General features: G+C 70.2%; 21 protein-coding genes. 7 read left to right on the top strand and 14 right to left on the bottom strand.

The window, feature by feature from the left end; all coding sequences use genetic code 11:
* Positions 1-38: 38 nt before the first annotated feature.
* From ID574_RS39120 to prcB, 6 genes are all read right to left on the bottom strand, one after another.
* Positions 39-938: an FKBP-type peptidyl-prolyl cis-trans isomerase gene (locus ID574_RS39120; RefSeq protein WP_188194051.1), complete on the bottom strand. Its 900-nt coding sequence runs from the start codon at positions 936-938 to the stop codon at positions 39-41.
* A 799-nt stretch (positions 939-1,737) separates the two neighbouring features.
* Positions 1,738-2,697, bottom strand: coding sequence for an FKBP-type peptidyl-prolyl cis-trans isomerase (locus ID574_RS39115; RefSeq protein WP_188194050.1), 960 nt, complete (start codon positions 2,695-2,697; stop codon positions 1,738-1,740).
* Between the two features lie 75 nt (positions 2,698-2,772).
* On the bottom strand, positions 2,773-4,131 hold the full coding sequence (pafA, locus tag ID574_RS39110) for a Pup--protein ligase (protein WP_188194049.1): 1,359 nt from the start codon (positions 4,129-4,131) through the stop codon (positions 2,773-2,775).
* Positions 4,132-4,256: 125 nt separating this feature from the next.
* Positions 4,257-4,769, bottom strand: coding sequence for a hypothetical protein (locus tag ID574_RS39105; protein WP_188194095.1), 513 nt, complete (start codon positions 4,767-4,769; stop codon positions 4,257-4,259).
* A 733-nt stretch (positions 4,770-5,502) separates the two neighbouring features.
* On the bottom strand, positions 5,503-6,288 hold the full coding sequence (gene prcA, locus ID574_RS39100) for a proteasome subunit alpha (RefSeq protein WP_188194048.1): 786 nt from the start codon (positions 6,286-6,288) through the stop codon (positions 5,503-5,505).
* A gap of 21 nt (positions 6,289-6,309) precedes the next feature.
* The gene (prcB, locus tag ID574_RS39095) at positions 6,310-7,158 is read right to left on the bottom strand and encodes a proteasome subunit beta (protein WP_188194047.1); all 849 of its coding nucleotides are present in this window, start codon (positions 7,156-7,158) and stop codon (positions 6,310-6,312) included.
* A 198-nt stretch (positions 7,159-7,356) separates the two neighbouring features.
* On the opposite strand from prcB, the gene ID574_RS39090 reads away from it, so the two are divergent.
* The 5 genes from ID574_RS39090 to ID574_RS39070 all read left to right on the top strand — a co-directional run bounded on the left by ID574_RS39090 (position 7,357) and on the right by ID574_RS39070 (position 12,904).
* Positions 7,357-8,742, top strand: coding sequence for an extracellular solute-binding protein (locus ID574_RS39090; RefSeq protein WP_188194046.1), 1,386 nt, complete (start codon positions 7,357-7,359; stop codon positions 8,740-8,742).
* Positions 8,717-9,643 (top strand): carbohydrate ABC transporter permease, encoded by a 927-nt coding sequence (locus ID574_RS39085; RefSeq protein WP_188194045.1) that lies wholly within the window; start codon positions 8,717-8,719, stop codon positions 9,641-9,643. The genes ID574_RS39090 and ID574_RS39085 overlap by 26 nt, the downstream gene beginning before the upstream one ends.
* Positions 9,640-10,458 carry a carbohydrate ABC transporter permease gene (locus ID574_RS39080; RefSeq protein ID WP_188194044.1) on the top strand — a complete coding sequence of 273 codons (819 nt, stop codon included), beginning with the start codon at positions 9,640-9,642 and terminating at the stop codon, positions 10,456-10,458. Before ID574_RS39085 ends, ID574_RS39080 begins: the two co-directional genes overlap by 4 nt.
* Entirely contained in the window at positions 10,455-11,504 is a 1,050-nt protein-coding gene (locus ID574_RS39075; RefSeq protein WP_188194043.1) for an ABC transporter ATP-binding protein, read from the top strand. Before ID574_RS39080 ends, ID574_RS39075 begins: the two co-directional genes overlap by 4 nt.
* A gap of 359 nt (positions 11,505-11,863) precedes the next feature.
* Positions 11,864-12,904 carry a DNA polymerase IV gene (locus ID574_RS39070; protein WP_188194042.1) on the top strand — a complete coding sequence of 347 codons (1,041 nt, stop codon included), beginning with the start codon at positions 11,864-11,866 and terminating at the stop codon, positions 12,902-12,904.
* Positions 12,905-12,934: 30 nt separating this feature from the next.
* Here ID574_RS39070 and ID574_RS39065 read toward each other — a convergent pair whose 3' ends face one another.
* The gene (locus tag ID574_RS39065; RefSeq protein ID WP_188194041.1) at positions 12,935-13,858 is read right to left on the bottom strand and encodes an endonuclease domain-containing protein; all 924 of its coding nucleotides are present in this window, start codon (positions 13,856-13,858) and stop codon (positions 12,935-12,937) included.
* A 115-nt stretch (positions 13,859-13,973) separates the two neighbouring features.
* Positions 13,974-14,183 (bottom strand): ubiquitin-like protein Pup, encoded by a 210-nt coding sequence (locus ID574_RS39060; RefSeq protein WP_188194040.1) that lies wholly within the window; start codon positions 14,181-14,183, stop codon positions 13,974-13,976.
* Positions 14,184-14,331: 148 nt separating this feature from the next.
* Here ID574_RS39060 and ID574_RS39055 point away from each other — a divergent pair, with 148 nt between their 5' ends.
* The gene (locus tag ID574_RS39055) at positions 14,332-14,736 is read left to right on the top strand and encodes a hypothetical protein (protein ID WP_188194039.1); all 405 of its coding nucleotides are present in this window, start codon (positions 14,332-14,334) and stop codon (positions 14,734-14,736) included.
* 12 nt (positions 14,737-14,748) lie between these two features.
* Here the strand turns inward: ID574_RS39055 and dop are convergent, their stop codons facing one another.
* The 6 genes from dop to ID574_RS39025 all read right to left on the bottom strand — a co-directional run bounded on the left by dop (position 14,749) and on the right by ID574_RS39025 (position 24,131).
* On the bottom strand, positions 14,749-16,263 hold the full coding sequence (dop, locus tag ID574_RS39050; RefSeq protein ID WP_270094317.1) for a depupylase/deamidase Dop: 1,515 nt from the start codon (positions 16,261-16,263) through the stop codon (positions 14,749-14,751).
* A gap of 86 nt (positions 16,264-16,349) precedes the next feature.
* The gene (locus ID574_RS39045; RefSeq protein WP_223167535.1) at positions 16,350-17,447 is read right to left on the bottom strand and encodes an acyltransferase family protein; all 1,098 of its coding nucleotides are present in this window, start codon (positions 17,445-17,447) and stop codon (positions 16,350-16,352) included.
* A gap of 66 nt (positions 17,448-17,513) precedes the next feature.
* On the bottom strand, positions 17,514-18,545 hold the full coding sequence (locus tag ID574_RS39040) for a pyridoxal-phosphate dependent enzyme (protein ID WP_188194037.1): 1,032 nt from the start codon (positions 18,543-18,545) through the stop codon (positions 17,514-17,516).
* A gap of 108 nt (positions 18,546-18,653) precedes the next feature.
* The gene (hypF, locus tag ID574_RS39035; protein ID WP_223167534.1) at positions 18,654-20,957 is read right to left on the bottom strand and encodes a carbamoyltransferase HypF; all 2,304 of its coding nucleotides are present in this window, start codon (positions 20,955-20,957) and stop codon (positions 18,654-18,656) included.
* Positions 20,958-21,311: 354 nt separating this feature from the next.
* Positions 21,312-23,075 (bottom strand): proteasome ATPase, encoded by a 1,764-nt coding sequence (gene arc, locus ID574_RS39030; protein ID WP_188194036.1) that lies wholly within the window; start codon positions 23,073-23,075, stop codon positions 21,312-21,314.
* A 204-nt stretch (positions 23,076-23,279) separates the two neighbouring features.
* On the bottom strand, positions 23,280-24,131 hold the full coding sequence (locus ID574_RS39025) for a tRNA (adenine-N1)-methyltransferase (protein ID WP_188194035.1): 852 nt from the start codon (positions 24,129-24,131) through the stop codon (positions 23,280-23,282).
* A 55-nt stretch (positions 24,132-24,186) separates the two neighbouring features.
* Here ID574_RS39025 and ID574_RS39020 point away from each other — a divergent pair, with 55 nt between their 5' ends.
* On the top strand, positions 24,187-25,290 hold the full coding sequence (locus tag ID574_RS39020; RefSeq protein WP_188194034.1) for a GNAT family N-acetyltransferase: 1,104 nt from the start codon (positions 24,187-24,189) through the stop codon (positions 25,288-25,290).
* Positions 25,291-25,402 lie beyond the last annotated feature (112 nt).

Genomic DNA, 25,402 nt, shown 5'->3' with positions numbered 1-25,402 from the left:
CGCTCCCTGCGGTCGCTCACAAGCGGAGTCTATGAAAGCTAGTAGGCCGCCAGGACGTCCACCACGAAGACGAGGGTGTCGGAGCCCCTGATCCCGTAGGCGGGATGGCCCGCGGCGCCGTACCCGGAGGAGGGCGGGACGATCATCAGGACCCGGCTGCCGACGGGCACGCCCGCCAGCGCCCTGTCCCACGCCTTGATCACGCTGCCGTCGCCGATTCTGAACGCCTTCGGCCGCCCGGTCGTCCAGGTGGTGTCGAAGATCCGGCGCGAGCTCCAGATCGCGCCCGCGTACTGGGTGACCACGAGCTGTCCCGCGCGCGTCCTGCGCCCGTCGCCGCGGTCGAGCACCTTGGCGGCGAACCCGCCCGGCGGCGGCCCCGCGGGCACCTCCAGGCGCGGGCGTTCGCCGCCGGTGACGCGCACGCCCGCCAGCTCGCCGCCCCGGCCGTCGATCGAAGCGCCCTTGGGGTGGGCGCCGAGGATGTCGACCACGTAGAACAGTTCGTCGGAGGGCTCAACGCCGCGTGGCGGGTTGGGGCCGAAACCCTCCTCGGGCGGGATGGCCGCGATGACCCTGCTGCCCACCGTGCGGCCCTGCAACGCCCTGTCCAGGCCCGGCAGCAGTCCGCCCACGGGGAACGCGGCGGGGGCGCCGCGGTTGAAGCTGGAGTCGACCAGGCGGTTCTGCCTGCCGTCCCACACGTGCGCGGTGTACTGCACGATCGCCACGTCGTCCGGCTTCAGAGGCGCGCCCTTGCCCGTGGCCAGCTCGTCCACCTGCAGCCCGGCCGCCGGGGCGCCGGCCGGGAAGACGATCGTGGGGCGCGCTCCGAACGGGCCGCCGACCTTCAACTCCAGGCCGCCGGACGGCTCGCCGGTGCAGCCCGCCACGATGAGCGGCGCCAGCAGCAGCGGCGCGACGGCACGGCGGAGCATCGGCCCTCCCACGCGGAGCGACCCGGCGACGGCGCGCCGCCGGGCCTGGCGATGCTACCGCGGTGGCCGACGACCCGTCAGCCGGGTCCGCAAAGGCGCCGTTCGGCCGCCGCGCAAGCGCCGCGGCGTCCCCCTTCCGCCAGGATCACCGCGCCGCCGGAGGCACAAGCCACGACGGACGCGCATTTCGGGAGGCGCCGGTCCGTGGTCCGCCCACCGGTCCGTGGTCCGCCCACCGGTCCGTGGTCCGCCCGGCTGCAGGTGGTGCGCCGCGCCCCGTCGCACCCGTCCAGCGCCCCGCAAGCCGCCAGCCCCGCCGCGCCTCGCTGCCGGGCGCGTCTGCTCACCGGGGTGCCCGCCCCTGATGCGGTGGCGGCTCCCGCGCGGAAGGCGGGCACGCGCGGAAGTCACGGCCCGGCGTGCGCCCTGGGCCGCCGCCGCACGACCGGCCTACACCCCGAGCCCCGCGCCTACCGGCATACACCCCGGGACACCGCGCACGGACGGCATACACCCCGGGACACCGCGCACCACCGGCATACGCCCAGGGCACCGCGCACCACCGGCATATGCGCCGGGACACCGCACGCGGCCAGCATGCACCCCAGGGCCCCGCACACGGCGGCGTGCGCCTCGGGCTCCGCGCCGCTGCGGTCACAAGGGCGCGCGGCGAGCCGGCTCACCCCGGGGGACGCCCAGACACGCCGCGCTGGATTCCAGAGACGCCGCGCTCGCCCCAGACGCGCCGCGAGCGGCCCGGGCGCGCATGGGAAAGCCGTGCGCCGGGGACGGGCGGATGTCAGGCGGCGGCCAGGACGTCCACCACGAACACCAGCGTGCTCTTGGCCGGGATGTTCTGCTGGGCCTGGTCCCCGTACCCGAGGTCCGGCGGGATGCTCATCACGACCCGGCTGCCGACCGGCACCCCTGCCAGCCCCTGCTGCCACCCCTTGATCACCTGACCGAGCGGGAACTGGGCGGGTTCACCCCGGTCCCAGCTCGAGTCGAACTGCTGGTCGGTGCCCCAGATCTTGCCGGTGTAGTGGACGGTCAGCGTCTGGCTGGCCTTCACCTTTGCGCCGGTGCCCTCGATGACCGTCTTGACGACGAGCTCGCCAGGCGGCTTCTCGCTCGTCTTCGTGGTCAGCGTGGGCGCCTTGTCACCGCCCGGGTTCACGACCTCGACGCCCTTGATGCTCTCCTTGGTCTCCTTGCCGGTGGCGGCCTTCGGCTGGGTGCCGACCACGTCGAACACGAACACCTTGGTGGGCTGGGCCGACGGGGTGCCCTGCGCGGGGACCGAGTCGTTGGCCAGCACGGCCAGCAGCCGCCCGCCGTGCTTGACCTTGGTGAAGCCCTCGACCAGCACCGGCGGCAACTGCTGGTTGAGCGGGATCGTCTCGGGGACCTTGGTGTCGTAGGAGGAGCCCTGGACGGCGTTGCCCTTGCCGTCCCAGTTGTAGACGGTCAGGTTGACGACCACCCGGTCGCCCGACTTGAGCTCCGCGCCGGTGCCCGACTGGATCACCTCGTAGGACGACTTCGTCGCGGGCGATCCGGCCGGGAAGGTCACCGTGGGCTTGGCGCCCACGTCCCCGGCGACCTTCACCCCGCTCGGCACGGCGAAGGACGAGGCACTGGCGGAGGCACCTGGAGAGGCGCCCGTGGAGGCGCTGGTGCCCCCGCCGTCCCCGGAGCCGCACGCGGCGGCGAGAAATATCAACGGCGTGGCGGCCACAACGGCCAGAACGCGGCGCATGCGTTTCCCTCGGAAAGACGGCAGATTCGCGTCACCCTACCCGACATCGAGGTAGGGCCGAGGTAAACGCCGGCCCTACATCCCGGCGATGAGCTTGTCCACCCGCTCGTCCACGCTGCGGAACGGGTCCTTGCACAGCACGGTGCGCTGCGCCTGGTCGTTCAGCTTGAGATGCACCCAGTCGACGGTGAAGTCGCGCCGCTTCTCCTGCGCCTTGCGGATGAACTCGCCGCGCAGCCGCGCCCTGGTGGTCTGCGGCGGCACCGACTTGGCCTCGAAGATCTTCAGGTCGGACGCGACCCGCTCCACCGAGCCGCGCTTCTGCAGCAGGTAGTACAGGCCGCGCTTGCGGTGCACGTCATGGTAGGCGAGGTCGAGCTGCGCCACCCGCGGCGACGACAGCGGCAGGTCGTACTTCTTCCGGTAGCGCTCGATGAGCTGGTATTTCGTCACCCAGTCGATCTCACGCGAGACCAGGTCGAGGTCGCCGGTGTCGACCGCGCGCAGCGTGCGCTCCCACAGCTCCAGCACCCTGTGCGCGATGGCGTCGCCGCCGCGGCGGTCGACGAAGTCCTTCGCCTTCGACAGGTATTCCTGCTGGATCTCCAGGCTGGACGCCTCGCGCCCGTTGGCCAGCCGCACCCGCCGCCGGCCGGTCATGTCGTGGGAGACCTCGCGGATCGCCCTGATCGGGTTCTCCAGCGACAGGTCGCGCATCACGGTGCCCGACTCGATCATGCGCAGCACCAGGTCGGTGGCGCCGACCTTGAGCAGCATGGTGGTCTCGCTCATGTTGGAGTCGCCCACGATGACGTGCAGGCGGCGAAACCGCTCGGCGTCGGCGTGCGGCTCGTCACGGGTGTTGATGATGGGCCGGGACCGGGTGGTGGCGCTGGAGACGCCCTCCCAGATGTGCTCGGCCCGCTGCGACACGCAATAGACGGCGCCGCGGGGCGTCTGCAGCACCTTGCCCGCCCCGCACACGATCTGCCGCGTCACCAGGAACGGAATCAGCACGTCCGCCAGCCGCCCGAACTCCCCGTGCCTGCCGACCAGGTAGTTCTCGTGGCAGCCGTAGGAGTTGCCGGCCGAGTCCGTGTTGTTCTTGAACAGGTAGATGTCTCCCGCGATGCCCTCCTCGCGCAGCCGCTTCTCGGCGTCGACGAGGAGGCCCTCGAGGATGCGCTCGCCCGCCTTGTCGTGGGTGACGAGCTCGATGACGTTGTCACACTCGGGTGTTGCGTATTCAGGATGGCTGCCCACGTCCAGGTAGAGACGCGCGCCGTTGCGGAGGAAGACGTTGCTCGATCGGCCCCAGGACACGACCCGCCGGAACAAGTAGCGCGCCACCTCGTCCGGGGACAGCCTGCGCTGGCCCCTGAACGTGCAGGTCACGCCGTACTCGTTCTCCAGCCCGAAGATGCGACGATCCATCACCTCACACTATGCCCATGGATCGGCCAGCGGGAGAGATCTTCCCAGGTGTTTTCCCGTCGCGCCGTCGAAAATGCCTTCGTTCCCGCGCCCGCCCCCACGGGGCGCGGGTGTGCTCCTCCTGGTCAGGGGGTGTAAATTTCCTGAACCTTGACGATGTGTCCCTTGTAGACGGTGATGAGCGAGGGGTGCCCCTGCCGGCCGTGGCGCTTGATCAGCGTGGCCCTGGAGCACTTCTTGTTGCCCAGCCCCGTCTTGCCCGTCGTCACGTCCGACATCGACGCCTTGCACCCGTACGCCGACAGGAAGACCACGTCCTTGGCGATGGGCGACTTGTACGCCATGACGTCGCCCTTGGGCGGGCCGACGAAGTAGCCCTCGGTGTGGGTGTCCTTCTTCCACTTGATCGGCTCGTACTCGGCCGCGCCACCGCTGATGTGGGTGATCTGGCCGCGCAGGATGCCGTCGCGGCGGGAGTGGATGCCCTTGGTGAAGTCGTGCTTCGGGTCAGGCTGGAACGAGGTGCCGAAGATCTTCGGCGTCTTGTACTTCGGGTACGCGGCGGTGGCCGCATGGGCGGCCACACCGGAGGTCAGCATCACCGCGGCGGCCGCGCCGCCGGCCAGAAGGCTCCGCATGGAAGTGTTCACGGATTCTGAGATCCTCGATCTTGCCCCGCGGTTCGGGACCGGGCCGGTGATACAGATCACATCCCATGACCGGCTCGACGCGCCGACTCCATCGACCGGACACCGCACATGCCGCGCGTGGGGCGGCCTAGAGCGCCCCTACGGCACCGGACCAGGGCGCCTGCCGCCCTGATCCCGCACGGCGCTCAAAGCTCCTCCAGGGGGACCCTCGCAGCCCGCTGCTCACGACACAGGACTGGGCGGCCGAACCTCGCAGGCGCGCAATGTCGGATAACGCCACTGAGGCGTCAGTGACGCAAGTGAGGACCCCGTCGGCACCGGCCACCGCCCGACGCCGAGCGCCACCGGCCACCGCTCGACGCTGCGCGGCACTGGGGCGCTGGACGCCGAGCGGCACCGGACGGGGTCTGGCGACGCTAACGGTGAGCCGACCCGTGGGCGGCGGCGCGTGGCCGGGCGCAACGTGCGGCTCGCGGAGTGGGCGCCGCTCAGACGCTCCTTTGGCGTCCTCAGAGGCCCTTGGGACGTCCCCAGAACGCTCGTGAGACGTCCCAGGCGCTCCTGACGACGTCCCCAGACGCTCGTGAGACGTCCTCAAAGCCTCTTGGACGTCCTCGCCGCCCTTTGGACGCCGCGCCGCAGGCCGCACGCAGAAACGGACACCCGGCCGCGACCCCCGGCGCCCGGGCAGCGGCCCCGCCGCCGGAGCCGGGAAGGAGCCTTACAGCGGCGAGGAGCCGTCGTCCACCGGCCCCTCCGGGCCCGTGGGCGGCGGAGTGTCGCCGGAGCCGGACGACGCGGGAGGGCTGGCGGGCTGCGGGGTGGTGGTCTGGGCGAGCAGGCGCTCCAGGCGCGCTCCCGTCAGCCGCAGGAACTTGCGGTGCTCCCGGTTGCGGTCGAGCACCGCCACCTCCAGCTGCCCCACCGGCGGCCGCTCCCCGCCCGGCTCCGTGAGCGCCGTCAGCGCCACCTCCAACGCGTCGGCCAGCGACATCGACTCGCGGTAGCGCTCCTTGAGCCGGCCGGCCACGGCCTCCGCCTGGCCGCCCATCGCGGCGAAGCCGTGCTCGTCGAACACCGACCCGTCGAACGTCAGCCGGTAGATCGCGTCGCCGTCCTTGGTCTCGCCCACCTCGGCGACCACGACCTCCACCTCGAGCGACTTGATCGACTCGGTGAAGATGCGGCCCAGGTTGGAGGCGTAGAGGTTGGCCAGGCCCCGGCCGGTCACGTCGGAGCGGTCGTAGGTGTAGCCGTTGATGTCGGCGTAGCGGATGCCGCCGAGCCGCAGCTCCTCGAACTCGTTGTAGCGGCCCACGGCCGCGAACCCGATGCGGTCGTAGATCTCGCTGATCTTGTGCAGCGCCCGCGACGGGTTGGGCGCGACGAACAGGATGCCGTCGACGTACTGCAGCACGACGACGGACCGGCCCCGCGCGATGCCCTTGCGCGCGTAGTCGGCCTTGTCCCGCATGATCTGCTCAGGGGACGCATATCCGAAAGGCATGGACACAGGCGATGGTCCTTTCTAGCGCAGCGGGGCGATGGGGCCGTCAGGCGAGATCAGGCGGGCTTCCAGCATCTGGTTGACGTAGCCGGAGACCTGCTCGTCGGTCAGGCGGCGGAAGCCGTCGGCGTCGATGATCCCCACGATCGGCCAGATCTTCCTCGTCACGTCGGGACCGCCGGTCGCCGAGTCGTCGTCGGCCGCGTCGTAGAGCGCCTGGATCAGCGTCATCGCCATGTCGTCCGCCGACGCGCCGTCGCGGTAGAGCTTCTTCAGCGCCCCGCGGGCGAAGATCGAGCCAGAGCCGATCGCGTCGAACCTCTCCCGCTCGTACGGCCCGCCCGCCACGTCATAGCTGAAGATGCGCCCCTCGTCCTTGTCGGGGTCGTAGGCCGCGAACAGCGGCACCACCACCAGCCCCTGCATCGCCATGGCCAGATTGCCCCTGATCATGGTGGCCAGCCGGTTGGCCTTGCCCGCCACCGACATGGCCCGGCCTTCGAGCTTCTCGTAGTGCTCCAGCTCCACGCGGAACAGCCGGGCGAACTCGATGCCCGTGCTGGCCGTGCCCGCGATGCCCATGCACGAGTAGTCGTCGGCCCGGAACACCTTCTCCACGTCGCGCTGCGAGATGATGTTGCCGGAGGTCGCCCGCCGGTCGCCCGCCATGACCACGCCACCGTCGAAGGTGGCGGCCACGATCGTGGTCGCGTGCGGCACCTGGTCGCCGATGGGGGTGGCCAGAACCTCATCCCGCCGGGGGAGCAGCTCCGGCGCATACGAGCTCACAAACTCCGTGAACGAGGAGCTCCCGGTGTTACGGAAAAGCTGGTTCACCAAGCCGACGGGCAGATCCCTGTGCGATGCCACGCGACTCCCTCCCAATCGTCACTGTTCCTAGGGCGACCCTACTCATGTTGCGTTGCTGTCTGCACTTCCCTCGATCAGCTCACGGCGAACCCTCCCCCGCCTCACCCGCCGCCGTCCCCGTGTTCAGATCGTTTCTTTACGCCCGCCACCGGCCATGCGATTGTCGGTATGTCTGCACGTCCTGAACAGGAGGCCGACATGCGATTCCCCAGCCGACCTGCGGTGATCGCCGCCCCGACACTCTTACTCGCCGCCCTCGCCCTCACCTCCTGCGGATCCGGCTCCGGCACGGACTCCGGCGGGGGCAGCGTCACCCTGACCATCGCCGCCAACTCCATCCAGGGCGGCAAGAACTCCGAGTCGGCCACCTGGATCAAGCAGTGGGTGATCCCCGAGTTCGAGAAGACCCACCCGAACGTCAAGGTGCTGTTCCAGGGCAACGGCGTCGACGACGAGCAGTACAAGACGAAGATCGCGCTCGACCTCAAGTCGAGGACCGGCGCCGACGTCATCGACGTCGACGGCATCTGGGTCGGCGAGTTCGCCCAGGCCGGCTACATCCAGCCGCTGGCCGAGGTCGGCGGCGCCGCCGCCGACCAGTGGGAGGGCTGGTCGCAGATCCCGCAGGCCGTGCAGGGGCTCGGCATCTTCGACGGCAAGAAGTACGGCCTGCCGCAGGGCACCGACGGCCGCGTCCTGTTCTACAACAAGACCCTGTTCAAGAAGGCCGGGCTGCCGGAGCAGTGGCAGCCCAAGAGCTGGCAGGAGATCATCGACGCGGGCACCAAGCTGAAGGCCGCCGGCGTGCCCGTCCCCATCCAGATCAACGCCGGCACCGCCATGGGCGAGGCCACCACCATGCAGGGCGTGCTCCCGCTGCTCGCCGGCGCCGGCGCGGAGATCTACGCCGCCGGCAAGTGGACCGGCGCCTCCCAGCCCATGAAGGACGTGCTCGGCTTCTACCAGCAGATCTACGGCGGCAGCGGCCTCGGCGACCCCAAACTCCAGCAGGAGGCCAAGGGCCGCGACAAGTCCTTCGCCCAGTTCGCCGCCGGCAAGATCGGCATCCTGGCCGAGGGCGACTACTTCTGGCGCTCCGTCATCGAGCCCACCGCCGGCGTCGCCCCCATGAAAGACCGCGACCAGGCCGTCGGCTACGCCAGGATCCCCGCCAAGCAGCCCGGCGGCGGCATCCGCGGCCAGGACTTCGTCAGCATGTCCGGCGGCGCCGTACGCGTGCTGAACCCGTTCTCCAAGAACCCCAAGCTCGCCTGGGAGCTGCTGGCCTTCATGCACTCACCGGAGGCCATCAAGGCCGAGCAGGCCGGGCAGGTGCGCATCAGCGCCCGCACCGACGTCAACGACGAGGTGCTCACCGCCGACCCCATGCTGAAGTACATCGCCGACGAGGTGCTGCCCATCACCGCCTACCGCCCCGGCCTGGCCGTCTATCCGCAGGTGTCGGCCGCGCTCCAGGAGGCCACCGCAGCCGTCGTCGGCGGCAAGAGCGCCGACGAGGCGGCCGCCGCCTACCAGGCCAAACTGGAGGGACTGGTCGGTGGCGCGGCCAACGTCGGCGGCTGACGCCGCGGGACTGGGAAGGGGCAGGGCGGTCGCGTTCGTCCTGCCCGCCCTCGTCCTCATCGCCGTCTTCCTCGTCTTCCCCGCACTGTGGACCATCTACCTCGGGCTGACCGACTACCGGCTCACCGGCCTCGCCGCCGCCAACCCGCAGGTCGTCGGCCTCGACAACTACACCGGCGCGCTCGAGGACCCCCGCTTCCTCACCTCGCTGTGGCTGACGATCCTCTACGTCGGCGGCTCGGCCATCATCGGCCAGGCCGGGCTCGGCTTCGCCCTCGCCTGGATCCTGCGCAGCCGCACCGGCCCCCTGCGCCGCGTCGTCGAGGGCGTCGTGCTCCTGTCGTGGATCCTGCCCAGCACCGTCGTCGGATTCCTGTGGTTCGCCCTGCTCGACCGCGACGACGGCACACTCAACGCCCTCCTGCACACCCCCGGCTTCGCCTGGCTGCTCGACTACCCGCTGCTGTCGATCATCATCTTCAACGTGTGGCGCGGCACCGCGTTCTCGATGATGCTCTACTCCGCCGCGCTGGAGAACGTGCCGCCCTCCCACCTGGAGACCGCCCGCCTCGCCGGCGCCGGCGTCCCCCAGCAGCTGCGCGACGTGGTCTTCCCTCACCTCAGACGCCACATCCTGACGAACCTGCTACTCATCAGCCTGTGGACGTTCAACGACTTCACCCCGTTCGTCCTCACCGGCGGCGGCCCCGAGGGCCGCTCGGAGATCCTGCCCGTGTACGTCTACCGCGTCGCGCTCCGCGACGGCCAACTCGGCGTCGGCGCCGCCATCTCCTTCCTCATCCTGCTGATCAACCTCGTGTTCGCGCTCGCGTACCTGCGGCTGCTGCGCGGCCGGCGCCGCCAGCAGGAGGTCGCGGCCGCCGGAGGCCCGCCCGCATGATCCGCCACGTCCTCGGCAGGCTCGCCGCCACCGTGTTCATCGCCGTCGTCCTCGCCTTCTTCACACTGCCCATGCTCTGGCTGGCCAGCGCCCCCTTCGACGACACCCCGACGATCACCACCTCCATCCCCGACTTCACGCTGCGCAACTTCGCCGCCATCCTCGACAACCCGTACGCGCTCGGCTCCATCCGCAACTCCCTCATCCAGGGCGGCGGCGCGGCCGCGCTCGTCGTCGTCCTGGCCGCCCTCGCCGCCTACGCCCTGTCCAGAGTCCGCGTGCCGGGCCGCGACATCCTCCTCTACGTGCTCCTGCTGCTGTCGTCCGTCGTCACCGGCACCGCCGCCATGGTGCCGATCTTCGAGCTGGCCACCCGGCTCGACCTCATCGACACCCACCTCGGCGTCGTCCTCGTCGTCTCCGGCGGCCTCCTCCCGGCCGCGATCTTCATACTGAAGGACTTCATGGACGAGACGCCCACCTCGTACGAGGAGTCCGCCCGCGTCTTCGGCGCCTCACCCCTGCAGATCCTGCGCCACATCGTCATCCCGCTCGTCCGCCCCGGCCTCGCCACCATCGCCGTGTGGGCGCTGGCGAGCGTCTGGGGCGGCTTCCTGTTCCAGTTCATCCTGCTGCGCGACCCCGAGAAGGCCCCCGGCTCCGTCATCCTCTACACCCTCTACACCGAGGGCGGCGCGCCCAGGCTCGACCTCATCTCCACCTTCTCGCTGCTGTACTCGCTGCCCGTCGTGGCGATGTACCTGTTCGTCTCCCACCGGTACGGTTTCCGCTTCCACGGAGGAATCAAGCGGTGATCTCCCTGAACGGCCTGACCAAGGTGTTCCCCGGCGGCGTCCGCGCCCTCGACGGCATCGACCTCACCATGGCCGACGGCGAGTTCTTCGCCCTCCTCGGCCCCTCCGGCTGCGGCAAGACCACGCTCCTGCGCTCCATCGCCGGCCTGGAGACCCCCACCTCCGGCACCATCCGCATCGACGACAGAGACGTCACCAGGCTCCCGCCCGGCGACCGCGACCTCGCCATGGTCTTCCAGGACTACGCGGTCTTCCCCCACATGGACGTCACCGACAACATCGCCTACCCGCTGCGCATCAAGAAGGTCCCCCGCGCCCAGCGGAACACCACAGCCGCCGAGGTCGCCGCCCGGCTCAGCCTCACCGAACTCCTCCACCGCCGCCCCGGCGCCCTGTCCGGCGGCCAGCAGCAGCGCGTCGCCCTCGCCCGCGCCATCGCCTGCCACCCCGCCGCCTTCCTCTTCGACGAACCCCTCTCCAACCTCGACGCCCGGCTCCGCCTCGAAGCCCGCACCTTCCTCAAACGCCTGCAGCGCGAACTCGCCGTCACCACCGTCTTCGTCACCCACGACCAGGCCGAAGCCCTCGCACTCGCCGACCGCATCGCCGTCATGTCCCAAGGCCGCATGATCCAGATCGGCACCCCCGCCGAGATCTTCCACCGGCCCGCCACCACCTTCGTCGCCTCGTTCATCGGCTCCACCCCCATGAACCTCCTCCCCGCCCAGGTCACCCCCACCGCCCTGCACGTGGCCGGCGCCACCTTCCCCACCCCGCCCGGCCTCGCCCCCGGCGACCACGTCACCTACGGCGTACGCCCCGAGTACATGGACCTGTCCCCCACCGAACGGCCCGACGCCTTCCCCGGCCGGATCTCCGTCCTGGAGAACCTCGGCACCCACACCCTCGTCACCCTCGAATCCCCCGACACCCTCATCCAGCTCGTCGTCCCCGAAGGCGACGAACCCCCCATCGGCACACCCGCCTGGGCCGTGCCCCGCCGCTCCCTCCTCTACCGCAACGGCGACCTCCTCCCCACCCCCTGACCCGCCCGGGCGGGCCCGCCACGGGGCCCGTGGGCCGATGGACACCCAGCCCCCCAGAGAAGCGCCCTCGAGCGGCGACAAGCCCTTCAGCGGCCGCCTGGCGACCGAGAGCGGCACACAGCAGCCCAGCAGACCCCTCCGCCGCACCGCAGTCCACAGACCCCTCTCAGGCACCGCCGCGACCGACAGACCCACTTCACCGGCACCGCGCAGGCAGAGGATTCCACCGGCGACGCGCCCCGGCCGCAGCCGACACGAGCCCACCCGTACCGCCCGCACCGTCCCGGGCCGCTCACCGACACGTCACCGACCGGACCCATCGCCCACTCCGCCGACGCGAGACGGCCATACTGGTCACCATGTCCACCAGGGACTGGATCCTGCACGTCGACCTCGACCAGTTCATCGCCGCCGTCGAGCTCCTCCGCCACCCCGAACTCCGCGGCAAACCCGTCGTCGTCGGCGGCTCAGGAGACCCCACCCAGCCCCGAACCGTCGCCGCCACCGCCACCTACGAAGCCCGCGAACGCGGCATCCACTCCGGCATGCCGCTGCGCACCGCGCTCAGACGCTGCCCCGACGCCGTCTTCCTGCCCAGCGACCCGCCCGCCTACGAAGCCGCCTCCGAACGCGTCATGGCCGTACTCCGCGAATTCCCCGTCCAGGTCGAGGTCTGGGGCTGGGACGAAGCCTTCGTCGGCGCCACCACCGACGACCCCGAAGCCCTCGCCGCCGACCTCCGGCACGCCGTACGCACCCGTACCGACCTGTCCTGCTCCGTCGGCATCGGCGACAACAAACACCAGGCCAAACTCGCCTCCGGCTTCGCCAAACCAGGCGGAATCTACCGCCTCACCAGCGACAACTGGGCCGAGGTCATGTACGACCGCCCCACCGACGCCCTCTGGGGCATCGGCGCCAAGATCTCCAAAAAGCTCGCCGCCCTCGGCCTCCACACCGTCGCCGACCTCGCCGCCGCCGACCCCGCCCACCTGGCCGGCATCTTCGGCCCCACCAACGGCCCCTGGTACCGCTACCTCGCCCTCGGCAAAGGCGAAGCCGAAGTCGTCACCACACCCTGGATCGCCCGCGGCCACAGCCGCGAGACCACCTTCCCCACCGACCTCACCGACCCGGCCGAAATCGCCCGCCACGTCGCCGACCTCGCCCGACACGTCGCCCACGACGCCGCCGAAGCAGGCCGAGAAGCCATCCGCGTCTCCGTCAAGGTCCGCTTCACCCCGTTCCTGACCCGCACCCGCCAGACGAAACTCCCCGCCCCCACCAGCGACCCCGACACCCTCGCCCGCACAGCGGTCGCCATCCTCGACCGCTTCGACCTCAACCGCCCCGTCCGCCTCCTCGGCGTAGCGGTCGACTACACGATGCCCGGCAAATGAACCGGACACCGCAAAGACGAACCGGCCGGCTCAGCCCACCCTGACCGCCCGGGTGTAAAAGTCGGTGCGCAAACGCTCCTCGGCCTCGATGAGCGACCGCAACTCCTCGTCCGAAACCTCCGCCTCCGCATATTCCTCGAGGCCGGACCCCTCGACATACGAAAGCGCCCGCCACGCCACCCCCGGATCATCCCTGAACTGCCCGATCCCCGTATTGCACGGCAAGCACAACGCATACCGCACATCACCGGTCCGATGACAATGGTCCACGTGCTCCGGCGGCCGATCCCAGCACACCACGCACAACCCGTGCTGAGCCGACACCATCCGCTCGACATCCTCATGCCGCAGCCGATACCGCTGCGCCAGATGGTAATTCCGCGTGGGCGCAAGCGAATCGGCCCCACGCCGCCGCTCCGGGAGGATCACGAACTCCGGCCAGAGAATCTCCCCGTCCAGATAGAGGGCGGCCAACTCCAGCAGCACCAGATTGTCGCCGAAGTGGCCGAGCCCGTTGTTGCAGTTGAAGCAGAGCACGCCCCGGACCTGCCCGGTCCGGTGGCAGTGGTCGACGAAGGTGCCGGGGACGGCCCGGCAGATGGCGCAGAGCCCGCCCTGCTGGGCGAGCATGCGCTCGAAGTCGTCCTCGGTAATGCCGTAACGGCGTTTCAGGTGGTAATTGCGCGTGCTGCCATGATTCTTGATGCGGTTCTCCTGCATCACCCGGTTGTGACACGGCTTGCAGTAGTCGGTGAGCCCGTCCTTGTGCGACCTGTTCCTACCGAATTCGGCGACCGGCTTGATTTCCGCACAACGAGGACAATGTTTCTCCCCGTCAGGCACTTCGACGCGCTCACGCACGGATTTGCCTTGCTTTTCAACGCGCTTGCGGTAACTCTGCGTGTGACGCCGCCGGAAGCATGCCTTGCAATATCGCGCCAGCCCATCGGCCATGCGCCTATTGCGCCCGAACTCGGAGACGTCCTTGTCCTCCCCACAGTCCGGGCACCGCTTACTTCCCGCAGGCGTTTCCACCACTCCCCCTTTCTCTAGATGTCCGATTTATCCCCTACTGTCCGCCTTTCTGTACATACGACCTGACAAATTCCTCTGCGTTCTCTTCGAGAACTTCGTCGATTTCGTCCAGAATTGCATCGACATCGTCCGTGAGCTTCTCCTGCCGCTCCTGGACGTCCGGCGCCGCTGACGCCTCGGTCTCCTCGACCTCCGTCTCGCGCCGCCCGGTCTGCTTCTGACCGCCGGTGTCCTTGGTAGCCATGTCCTACCTCCACTTGGGGGACTGCCTCTACGGCATATCTTCCCCGAACCGGCCGACATTTCGCGCCGATCGACCGTCGATCTTGTGTCGGGTTGACTAGATAGCTGTCCTATCCAACAATGAAGCCCTACACACCAGGAGGTCCGAGATGTCCCCTTCGTCCCTGAGCACCGCAGGTGTGCTCCTCATCACAGTCCCGCTGGTCGCCTTCGGCGGCGTGACGCTGCTGTCGTTCCTCATGCGGAACGTCCCCGGCTACCTGGACAACCCGGTCCGCAGGAGCCTGTGGCGGGCCGGGCACGCGCATGCGGGTGTGCTGGTCCTGTTCAGCCTGGTGGCGATGCTGTACGTGGACCAGGCGAGCCTGCCGGAGGGCGTGAAGGCGTTGACGCGCACGCTGATCGTGGCGGCGCCGATCCTGATGCCGCTGGGTTTCTTCCTGTCGGTGGTGCGTCCGGGCGACACGAAGCCGAGCAGGCTGATCTGGCTGACGGTGGCGGGCGGGGTGTGCCTGGCGGTGGGCACGCTGACGCTGGGGGTGGGCCTGCTCTGAGGAAGGAGCGGGTCAGTCTCCGCCGGTGAGGGCGGCGACGAGGTCGGCGGCGGTGCGGCAGCGGTCGAAGAGTTCGCCGACGTGGGCCTTGGTGCCGCGCAGTGGTTCGAGGGTGGGCACGCGCTGGAGGGATTCGCGTCCGGGGATGTCGAAGATGACGGAGTCCCAGGAGGCGGCGGCGACGGATTCGCTGTATTGGCGCAGGCATCGGCCGCGGAAGTAGGCGCGGGTGTCGGTGGGCGGGTTTTCGACGGCGCGCTGGACTTCTTCCTCGGTGACGAGGCGTTGCATGCGGCCGCGGGCGACGAGCCGGTTGTAGAGGCCGCGGTCGGGCCGGATGTCGGAGTATTGGAGGTCGACGAGCTGGAGCCTGGGGTGGGACCAGGCGAGGCCGTCGCGGCTGCGGTAGCCCTCGAGGAGTTCGAGTTTGGCGACCCAGTCGAGCTCGCGGGAGAGCTGCATGGGGTCTTCGGCGAGGCGGGTGAGGACGGATTCCCAGCGGTCGAGGATGTCTTTGTTCATCTCGTCGTGGGCGGTGCCGCGCTCTTCGACGTACTTTCTCGCTTGTTCGAGGTATTCCATCTGGAGCTGGATGGCGGTGAGCTTGCGCCCGTCGCGCATGGGGATCTCGTAGCGGCAGCTGGGGTCGTGTGAGACGGCCCTGAGCGCCTGGACGGGGCTTTCGACGGCGAGGTCGCGGGTGAGGAAGCCGTCTTCGATCATCGCCAGCACGAGCGCGGTGGAGCCGAGCTTGAGGTAGGTGGAGATCTCGGACATGTTGGCGTCGCCGATGATCACGTGGAGGCGCCGGTATTTCTCGGGGTCGGCGTGGGGCTCGTCGCGGGTGTTGATGATGGGCCGCTTGAGCGTGGTCTCGAGGCCGACTTCGACTTCGAAGAAGTCGGCGCGCTGGCTGATCTGGAAGCCTTCGCCGCGGGAGTCCTGGCCGATGCCGACCTTGCCGGCGCCGACGACGACCTGGCGGGAGACGAAGAAGGGGGTGAGGTGGCGGACGATGTCGGCGAAGGGGGTGGCGCGCCGCATGAGGTAGTTCTCGTGGCAGCCGTAGGAGGCGCCTTTGGCGTCGGTGTTGTTCTTGTAGAGCTGGATGGGCGCGTTGGAGGGGATGGCGGAGGCGCGGGTGGCGGCGTCGTACATGACGCGTTCGCCGGCCTTGTCCCAGATGACCGCGGCCCGGGGGTTGGTGCATTCGGGCGAGGAGTATTCGGGGTGGGCGTGGTCGACGTAGAGCCGGGCGCCGTTGGTGAGGATGACGTTGGCCAGCCCGAGGTCTTCGTCGGTGAGCTGGGTGGGGTCGGCGACCTCGCGGGCGAGGTCGAAGCCGCGCGCGTCGCGTAGCGGGTTTTCCTCTTCGAAGTCCCAGCGTGCCCTGCGCGCGCGGGCCGCCGAGGCGGCCAGGTAGGCGTTCACGACCTGTGAGGAGGTCACCATCGCGTTGGCGCCTGGCTGGCCGGGTACGGAGATGCCGTACTCGGTCTCGATGCCCATCACCCGACGCACCGTCATGCAACACCCTCTGTTCGTCCGGATCTGTCTATCCGCCGTTTATATGCCCGAGCCTATGCCCTTCACAGTGCCCCAAGGCCACAAGGTTATGGCACCGACGCCTTTTCCACCTGTACGGCGGGAGCTGTTGGGGTTTGTGCCGGTCTGCGCGGCTTGAGTATCCGCTGGATGGGGCGTTCGGCAAAGGCGTACACCAGATACGACAGGAGGATCGCCGCGAGAGTGGTGGTGACGGCGGTGGCCCAGGGCGGCAGGTGGCCGGTGAGTGCGGGGATGAGGAGGGCCGCGACGAGGCCATGGAACAGGTAAAGCGGGTAGGTGATGCCGCCGAGCGCGGTGAGCGTCCTGGAGGGTTTGAGGCGGAGGATCCCGATCGCGGCGAGCGCCATGAGGGCGAAGATCACGGTGATGGTGATGACGACGCTGAGGTCGGTGACGGGCATGTTCTTGAACCCGGCGGCGTCGATGCGCCGGTGGACGCGGGCGAGCGCGGAGTCGATGGACATGCCGTAGCCGGCGGCGACGTAGAGCCAGGGCAGCCAGGCGTTGCCGTGTTTGTGGATGAGGTAGAGACCCATGCCGGCGACGAAGTACGGGGCGTAGTCGGGCATGACGATCTCGGTGACGACGGGGTTGTCGAACAGCTCGGCGTTCCGGAGCAACTTGACGGCCAGGGCGGCGGCCAGCCAGACGCCGGCGAAGGCGAGCACGCGGCCGTACGTGACGCCGACGATCACGAGGATGGCCATGAGCAGGTAGAAGCGGAGCTCTGCCCACAGCGACCAGTAGACGCCGCTGGCGTCGGTGACCTTGAACAGCCGCTGGAACATGGTGGCGTTCAGCAGGTATTCGCCTGGTGAAAGTTTTGGGTCGAGCACTTTGACGCCGGTGAGTCCGTAGAGTGCGGCGACGGCGCCGAGGCTGAGCCAGTAGGCGGGGTAGAGGCGGACGAAGCGGGACCTGGCGAACGCGCCGAGCCCGCGGCCCCAGACGGTCATGAGGATGACGAACCCGCTGATGATGAAGAACAGCTCCACACCCAGGATGCCGAGCCCGGCGAGGGGCGCCAGTGCCGGGAACAGCTCGGCGGGGCGGTCGCCCCACACGGACGCGTACGCGACCAGATAGTGGAAGGCGACGACGGCGAGCGCGGCGAGGAATCGCAGGAGGTCGAGTTCGGCCAACCGGCCGTCCTCCCGAGCATGTTTCGGCCGGTTGGGACGATGCACGCCCCTTTGACGTCACGTGCATCACTTCGGTTCCACTGGTCCCTCCGTTCCCAGCAGCAACACGCGCGAGGTGTCGTCGAGGCCGATCGCGGCGCGGGTGCCGTCGGTGAGGGCGAGCAGGCCGGCGGCTCCGGCGGCGCCGCAGTCGGACAGGGCGACGCCGTGGCCGGCGAGCAGGCGGGCGGCGTCGGCCGCCTGGTCGTCGGTGATGGTCGTGTACAGGTCGGCGAGGTGGCTCAGGAGGCGGTGGGCGATCAGCGAGGGCTCGCGGCAGTCGAGCCTGCCGAGAGTGGTGCGGGAGCCCTGGACGCGGACGGGGCGGCCGGCGCGGGCGCTTTCGATCAGGCAGGGGGCGCCTTCCGGCTCGACGACGACGATCTTCGGCTGCTCGCCCCAGCGGTCGCGTACGTATCCTGCGGCCGCGGCGGCCAGCCCGCCGACGCCGGCCTGCACGAACACGTGCGTGGGCGCCTCCAGGGCGCTCTCGGCGACTTCGTCGAACAGGAGGGTGTAGCCGCGCATCACCTCCAGCGGGACGTCCGTGTAGCCCTCCCAGGAGCTGTCGGCGACCAGGCGCCGGCCGGGCTCCCGCGCGGCCTGCTCCGCGGCGGCCATCGCGGCCTCGTAGTCGCCGCCGTCGCGCCGCACTTCGGCGCCCAGCCCGCGCAGCCGCCGGGCGAACGCCTCGGGCACGTCGTGGCTGAGGTAGACGACGCAGGCGGCGCCGGCTTCGCGTGCACCGGCGGCGACGGAGATGCCGTGGTTGCCGGCGCTGGCGCACACGAACGTGACGCCGGGGCCGTCACGCCGGGCGAGCAGGTGCACGGCGTACGCGCCGCCGAGGGCTTTGAAGCTGCCCAGGCCCATGCGGCCGCTCTCGTCCTTGACGTGCACGGCGCGCGTCCCCGCCAGGCCGGGCAGGGTGTGGACGGGCGTCGGCCGGTAGGCGGGGTGCGCGCGGAAGTGGGCGCGGGCCTGGCGGGCGTGTTCGGTTCCGATGAGCGCGCGGTCCTGGGCCGTGTAGGGGGCGCGGCCGGGGTTGAGGTATTCCATGATCGCCATGCTAGGAGCCGTCCGGACCTCGCGCCGCTGCGCCATGCGCCGGCGGCCGGGCGCGCGCGGCGGTGAGGCGCACTGCGGGCGGGCCGTGAGGGAGGGCCGTCAGGGGCGGGCGCGGGCGACGGCGACGGCAACGGCGGCCTGGCCGAGGCTGAGGCCGCCGTCGTGGGGCGGCACGCGGACGTGCCGGAGCACTCGGAACCCGGCCTCCCGCAGCCGCTCCACGGTGCGTTCCAGGAGCAGCGCGTTCTGGAAGACGCCGCCGGACAGGGCGACCGAGGACAGGCCAGTGGCGTCCCTGAGGGCCGCGCAGGCGCGGGCGACGGCGTCGGCGGCGCCGTTGTGGAAGCGGCCCGCGATGACGGGTGTGGGCACGCCTGCGGCCAGGTCCTCGGCGGCGGCGTGGACGAGGTCGGCGCCTTCGACGGCGAGCAGGTCGCCGGGCGTGACGCGGGCGTGGTAGGCGCCGGGTTCGGCGGGGTCGGCGTGCTGTTCGAGCTCGACGGCGGCCTGCCCGTCGCACGTGGCGGCCTCGCGGACGCCGAGCAGGGCGGAGACGGCGTCGAAGAGGCGGGCGGCGCTGGAGGTGAGGGGCGCGCCGGAGAGGGCGAGCACGTCGGCCCAGCGGCCCGCGTGGCGGCGGGCCACGTCGAGGCCGGGGTGGTCGTGGCGGAGGTAGGCGGCGGCCATGCGCCACGGCTGCCGGACGGCGGCGGCGCCGCCGGGCATGGGGACGGGGGCGAGGCGGCCGAGGCGTTCGTAGCCGGTGAGATCGGCGCGGAGGAACTCGCCGCCCCAGAGGGTGCCGTCGGTGCCGTGACCGAGACCGTCGAAGGCGACGCCGATGACGGGTCCGGGGTCGCCGTTGTCGGCGAGGCAGGAGGCGATGTGGGCGTGGTGGTGCTGGACGGCGACGTGTTCGACGCCGGGGATCTCCAGGGCGTGCCCGGTGGACAGGTATCCGGGGTGCGGGTCGTGGGCGACGATCTCGGGCCGGAGACCGAGCAGGCGGCAGTAGTGGTCGATGCCGTCGGCGAACGCGCGGAGGGTGTCGTGGTCGTCGAGGTCGCCGAAGGGGTGGGAGACGAAGGCGCGCTGCCCCCGGGCGAGGCAGAAGGTGCTCTTGAGCTGGGCGCCGCAGGCGAGCACGGGGCGGGGCGCGGGCCGGCGCAGCGGCAGGGGCTCGGGGGCGTAGCCGCGGGCCCGGCGCAGCACGGTGACCTCGTCGGCCATGGGCCGGACGACGGAGTCGTCGGTGCGGACGTGGATGGCGCGGTCGTGGGTGAGGAAGGCGTCGGCGATGCCGCTCAGGCGGGTGAGGGCGTCGGCGTCCTCGTACGCGATGGGCTCGCCGGAGACGGCGCCGCGGGCCAGCGCCAGGGGTTCGCCGAGTTCGGCGAGCAGGAGGTGGTGCAGCGGCGTGTACGGCAGCATCAGGCCGAGGCGGCGTTGAACGGTCACGCAAGCTACCGCTCTCGGGCCTGAGCGTTCGCCGCTCCGGCGGTGGCCGGGCGCGACGGCGGCGGCGACCGGGGCGCCGGGCAGTAGGGGCAGCAGCACGATGGGCCGGGCGCGGCTGGTGAGCAGGCCCTCCGCGGCGGCGTCGACGTCGCAGAGCCGCCGGGCCTGGGCGAGGTCGGCGGCCATGACGGCGAAGGGTTCGTCCTCGCGGTGCTTGCGGCCCCGCAGCGTGGCGGCGGCGTGCTCGCACGCGGCCGGCACGGCGAGGTGGAAGCCGCCGAGTCCTTTGACGGCGACGACGCGGCCGGCCCGCAGGAGGGCGGCCGCGCCGGCGACGGGGTCGTCGCTCAGTTCGGCGCCGCGGGCGTCGAGCAGCCGCAGCCGGGGCCCGCAGGCGGGGCAGCAGATGGCAGGGGCGCGGAAGCGGCGGTCGCCGGGGTCGTGGTATTCGGCGTCGCAGGCGGGGCACATGGCGAAGCCGGCCATGGTGGTCAGGAGGCGGTCGCGGGGTGCGTCGCGGACGATGGTGAAGCGGGGGCCGCAGGCGGCGCAGCTGATGAACGGGTAGCGGTGGCGGCGGTCGGCCGGGTCGGCCAGCTCGCGCAGGCAGTCGTCGCAGGTGGCGGTGTCGGCGGGGACGGGGGCGCGGCGCGGCCCGCAGGGGTCGCTGGCGGCGATGGTGAACTCGCGGTGGCCGGCGGGCTCGCCGCGGACGACCGTGACCCTTTCGATCGCGGACAGGGCGGGCGCGTCGCGTTCGAGGGCGGTCAGGAACTCCTCGACTCCGGCGCAGGCGCCTTCGATCTCGATGAAAACACCGTTGACGTCGTTGCGCACCCGTCCGGCGAGGCCGAGCCGGTTGGCGAGGGAGTGGACGAAGGGCCGGAAGCCGACGCCTTGGACGATGCCTTCGACGTGCACGTCCACTCGTTTGAGCGTGGTCACAGGGCCAGTGTGCGCCGGATCGGCGGGGCGCGCATGCGTATCGGCCGTGTCGCGGCCGCGTGTCCGGGTGCGTCCTTTCCGCCTGATCGTCTCCTCGGCTCCGAAGTCCGGCGCGTCATGCCCCTTGGCCGCCGCCGGTTTCGCAGCCAGAAGTGATCCTCAGCTCGGAAGAGCGTCTGCGTGATCGCGTGGCCGGGCCGGCGCAGGGCGTATTCGGTGTCGGAGGAGATGGACGGCGAGCGCCGGATGCCGGGTATGGCCGGCGGTTGCACCCGAAGATCGCTCTCGATGAGTGAGGGGCGGGAGACGGCGAAAGCGGGAGGGCCGCCCGGCCCTCCCGCTTTCGGGTGGTTGTTACAGGTATTGGCCGGTGTTGGCGACGGTGTCGATCGAACGGCCGGCCTCGGTGCCCTGCTTGCCGGAGACGAGCGTGCGGATGTAGACGATCCGCTCGCCCTTCTTGCCGGAGATGCGGGCCCAGTCGTCGGGGTTGGTGGTGTTGGGCAGGTCCTCGTTCTCGGAGAACTCGTCCACGCAGGCCGTGAGCAGGTGTTGCACCCGCAGGCCCTTCTGCCCGGTCTCGAGGAACTGCTTGATGGCCATCTTCTTGCCCCGGTCGACGATGTTCTGGATCATCGCACCGGAGTTGAAGTCCTTGAAGTAGAGGACTTCCTTGTCGCCGTTGGCGTAGGTCACCTCGAGGAAGCGGTTTTCCTCGCTCTCGGTGTACATCCGCTCGACCGTGCTCTGGATCATGCCCTGGATGGTGGCCTCACGGGAGCCGCCGTGCTCCGCCAGGTCGTCGGGGTGGAGCGGCAGGTCGGGGAGCAGGTACTTGGAGAAGATGTCCTTCGCCGCCTCGGCGTCCGGCCGCTCGATCTTGATCTTGACGTCCAGGCGGCCGGGCCGCAGGATCGCGGGGTCGATCATGTCTTCGCGGTTGGAGGCGCCGATGACGATGACGTTCTCCAGCCCCTCGACGCCGTCGATCTCCGACAGCAGCTGGGGGACGATGGTGTTCTCGACGTCGGAGGACACGCCGGAGCCGCGGGTGCGGAAGATCGAGTCCATCTCGTCGAAGAACACGATCACCGGGGTGCCTTCGGAGGCCTTCTCACGGGCCCGCTGGAAGACCAGGCGGATGTGCCGCTCGGTCTCGCCGACGTACTTGTTGAGGAGCTCGGGGCCCTTGATGTTGAGGAAGAAGCTCTTGCCGGACTGGCCGGTCTTCTCCGCGACCTGCTTGGCCAGGGAGTTGGCGACGGCCTTGGCGATGAGCGTCTTCCCGCAGCCGGGCGGGCCGTACAGCAGCACGCCCTTGGGGGGCCGCAGCTTGTGTTCCTTGAACAGGTCGGCGTGCAGGTAGGGCAGCTCGATGGCATCCCTGATCTGCTCGATCTGCCGCATGAGGCCGCCGATCTCCTCGTAGGAGATGTCGGGGACCTCTTCGAGGACGAGCTCTTCGACTTCGGACTTGGGTATGCGCTCGTAGACGTAGCCGGAGCGAGGTTCGAGCAGGAGCGAGTCGCCGGCCCTGATGGGCTGGCCGATCAGCGACTCGGCCAACCGCACGACGCGTTCTTCGTCGGCGTGCGAGATGACCAGGGCCCGCTTGCCCTCGTCGAGCAGTTCTTTGAGCATCACGATCTCGCCGACCTCTTCGTAGCCGAGTGCTTCGACCACGTTGAGCGCCTCGTTGAGCATGACCTCCTGGCCACGCCGCAGCGAGTCGATGTCGACGGCAGGGCTGACGTTCACCCGGAGCTTGCGGCCGCCGGTGAACACCTCGATCGTGCCGTCTTCTCTGGCCTCGAGGAAGGTGCCGAAGCCGGATGGCGGCTGCGCCAGCCGGTCGACCTCCTCCTTGAGAGCGACGATCTGGTCCCTGGCCTCCTTGAGTGTTGCCACCAGGCGCTCGTTCTGGCCGGTCACGGCCGCGAGGTTCGCCTGTGCCTCATGGAGACGCTCTTCGAGGACCCTGGCCTGACGGGGTGACTCGGCCAGCTTCCGCCTCAGCGCGGTGATCTCCTCCTGGAGGAAGGAGACCTGTGTTGAAAGATCAGCGACCTCCCGTTCGCGCTGCGCGGCTCGAGCCTCAGCATCATCGCGAGCTGCCACGCCCCGTCACCTCCTTCCCAGTCGAGGGCGACTACTAAGGACCTTACCTATCTCGGGCCCCTCCGTAACCTGGCCGGGCAGTGTTCGTAGAGTGACATTCAGTATTCGGTGAATAATCCCCAATAGTGCGTTTAATACTCCCAGCATATGAACACGGCGATCTGTTCCCGTGTCACGCACGAACGCACCCTTGTGGCCAAATTGTCATAGTTCTTCGGTGGTCCCCTTCGGTCGACGGCGTCTAGGCGGGGGCGTCACTCCGTCCGCCATGCGGCGGGCGGTGACGAGGAACCCCGTGTGGCCGATCATCCGATGATCCGGTCTCACCGCGAGTCCTTCGACATGCCAGTCGCGAACCAGGGTCTCCCACGCATGCGGCTCGGTGAAACACCCGTGATCGCGGATGACCTCGACGGTCTTGGACATCTGCGTGGTCGTGGCCACGTAGCAGCAGATCACGCCGCCGGGGGTGAGCGCCTTGGCGGCGGCGTCGACGCACTCCCACGGGGCGAGCATGTCGAGGATGACCCGGTCGACGTCGACCTCGTCGATGGAGTGGACCAGGTCGCCGACGACCAGGCGCCAGTTGTCGCCCATGGGGCCGCCGTAGAACTTCTCGACGTTCTTGCGCGCCACGTCGGCGAACTCCTCGCGCCGCTCGTAGGAGGTCACGTGCCCCTCGGGGCCGACGGCGCGCAGCAGGAAGCAGGTCAGCGCGCCGGAGCCGACCCCGGCCTCGATCACCCGGGCGCCCGGGAAGATGTCGGCCATGCCGACGATCATCGAGGCGTCCTTGGGGTAGATGACGGCCGCGCCGCGCGGCATGGCCAGGGTGTAGTCCTGCAGCAGGTGGCGGAAGGCGAGGTATTGGGTGCCGCCGGAGGAGCGCACCACGGAGCCCTCGGGCTGCCCGATCAGGTCGCTGTGGGGGATGGCGCCCTTATGGGTGTGGAAGACGCCGTCCTCTTTGAGCGTGATCGTGTGGCGTTTGTTCTTGGGGTCGGTGAGCTGCACCTGATCCCCCGCCTGGAAAGGCCCATGCCTGCGGAAACCCATGGCCGCAAGGTTATAGGGCTTTCGAGCCCGTCCGGACGCACGGTATCTATGGGGCATGCTCCCGCGCGATGTGATCTCCACCGGCTCCCTCATCCTGCGGCCCCCCGCGGACGGGGACGCCGAGGCGATCGTCAGGACCTGCAACGATCCGGTGACGGCCTGGTTCCTGGCGGCGCTGCCGTCGCCGTACCGGATGGCGGACGCGCGCGCCTTCCTCGCCAAGGCCGAGGACAAGTGGGAGGCCGGCGGCGCGGAGTTCGTGATCACCGAGAACGGCCAGTACGTCGGCTCCATCGGGCTCCGGCAGCCGGACCGCTGGGGCGCGGCCGAGATCGGCTACATGGTGGCCCCGTGGGCGCGGGGCAAGAACGTCGCGGCGACGGCCGCCCGGGCGGTCGCGGACTGGGCGTTCGACCACGGGCTGCGCCGGATCGAACTGCAGGCCGCGGTGGACAACGTGGCGAGCCTGCGGGTGGCGGGCAAGGCGGGCTTCCGCGAGGAGGGGCGCAGGCGGGACGCCAAGCGGCTGCGCGACGGCCGGCCCGTCGACATGGTGCTCTTCGGCCGGCTCCCCGGCGACACGGTGACCGGCAACGAGCCGTACCTGCCGTTCTTCGAGGCCGGGCACCTGTCCGACGGGGTGGTGCGGCTGACGCCGCTGGCCGTGGGGGACGCCCCCGATTACCACCGGATGATGGCCGACCCGATCGTCGCGGCCTATTCGGTGAGCCCGCCCGGCACGCTGGAGGACGACGAGCGGCGCTGCCGCTACACCGGCTACTGGTGGGTGTCGGGGCAGCGGATCGAGCTGGCCGTCAGGGACGCGGCGTCCGGGGCGTTCGCCGGGCATCTGCAGCTGACGCAGGTGGTGCCGGCGCTGGGGCAGGCGATGGTCGGCTATTCGCTGGTGCGCGAGTTCCGGGGCAGGGGCTTCATGACCCGGGCGGTCAACCTGCTGGTGGACTGGGCGTTCGCGAACACGGCGCTGCACCGGATCGTGGCCGGGACCGAGGCGGGCAACGCCGCCTCGCAGCGGGTGCTGGAGCGGGCCGGGTTCACCAGGGAGGGCGTGCACCGGCAACTGTTCCCCAAGGCCGACGGGGAGTGGGTCGACGACGTGGCGTGGGCGCGGCTGCGCGGGGAGCGGCCGCCGCGGTGACCCCGCGGCCCCTCGCCGCAGGCCATACGGCGGGGCCCGGCCGGTGGAGCGGAATGGGCAAAAATCCCGATTTCCTGTTGAGGGCTAGTCAAGCGCGGCGTCGAGAGTGATA

Source organism: Nonomuraea sp. SYSU D8015, from assembly GCF_008065375.1.
Classification (GTDB): domain Bacteria; phylum Actinomycetota; class Actinomycetes; order Streptosporangiales; family Streptosporangiaceae; genus Nonomuraea.
This window is presented reverse-complemented; position numbering and strand designations above follow the sequence as displayed.

Bases quoted from the DNA above. Each gene is read 5' to 3' on its own strand.
- ID574_RS39055 (WP_188194039.1), top strand. From the start codon at position 14,332: ATGTCCCCTTCGTCCCTGAGCACCGCAGGTGTGCTCCTCATCACAGTC.
- ID574_RS39115 (WP_188194050.1), bottom strand. From the start codon at position 2,697: ATGCGCCGCGTTCTGGCCGTTGTGGCCGCCACGCCGTTGATATTTCTC.
- ID574_RS39090 (WP_188194046.1), top strand. From the start codon at position 7,357: ATGCGATTCCCCAGCCGACCTGCGGTGATCGCCGCCCCGACACTCTTA.
- ID574_RS39120 (WP_188194051.1), bottom strand. From the start codon at position 938: ATGCTCCGCCGTGCCGTCGCGCCGCTGCTGCTGGCGCCGCTCATCGTG.
- ID574_RS39080 (WP_188194044.1), top strand. From the start codon at position 9,640: ATGATCCGCCACGTCCTCGGCAGGCTCGCCGCCACCGTGTTCATCGCC.
- ID574_RS39025 (WP_188194035.1), bottom strand. From the start codon at position 24,131: ATGGGTTTCCGCAGGCATGGGCCTTTCCAGGCGGGGGATCAGGTGCAG.
- prcA (WP_188194048.1), bottom strand. From the start codon at position 6,288: ATGCCTTTCGGATATGCGTCCCCTGAGCAGATCATGCGGGACAAGGCC.
- ID574_RS39105 (WP_188194095.1), bottom strand. From the start codon at position 4,769: ATGCGGAGCCTTCTGGCCGGCGGCGCGGCCGCCGCGGTGATGCTGACC.
- ID574_RS39070 (WP_188194042.1), top strand. From the start codon at position 11,864: ATGTCCACCAGGGACTGGATCCTGCACGTCGACCTCGACCAGTTCATC.
- ID574_RS39065 (WP_188194041.1), bottom strand. From the start codon at position 13,858: ATGGCCGATGGGCTGGCGCGATATTGCAAGGCATGCTTCCGGCGGCGT.
- ID574_RS39020 (WP_188194034.1), top strand. From the start codon at position 24,187: ATGCTCCCGCGCGATGTGATCTCCACCGGCTCCCTCATCCTGCGGCCC.
- ID574_RS39060 (WP_188194040.1), bottom strand. From the start codon at position 14,183: ATGGCTACCAAGGACACCGGCGGTCAGAAGCAGACCGGGCGGCGCGAG.
- dop (WP_270094317.1), bottom strand. From the start codon at position 16,263: ATGACGGTGCGTCGGGTGATGGGCATCGAGACCGAGTACGGCATCTCC.
- ID574_RS39040 (WP_188194037.1), bottom strand. From the start codon at position 18,545: ATGGAATACCTCAACCCCGGCCGCGCCCCCTACACGGCCCAGGACCGC.
- pafA (WP_188194049.1), bottom strand. From the start codon at position 4,131: ATGGATCGTCGCATCTTCGGGCTGGAGAACGAGTACGGCGTGACCTGC.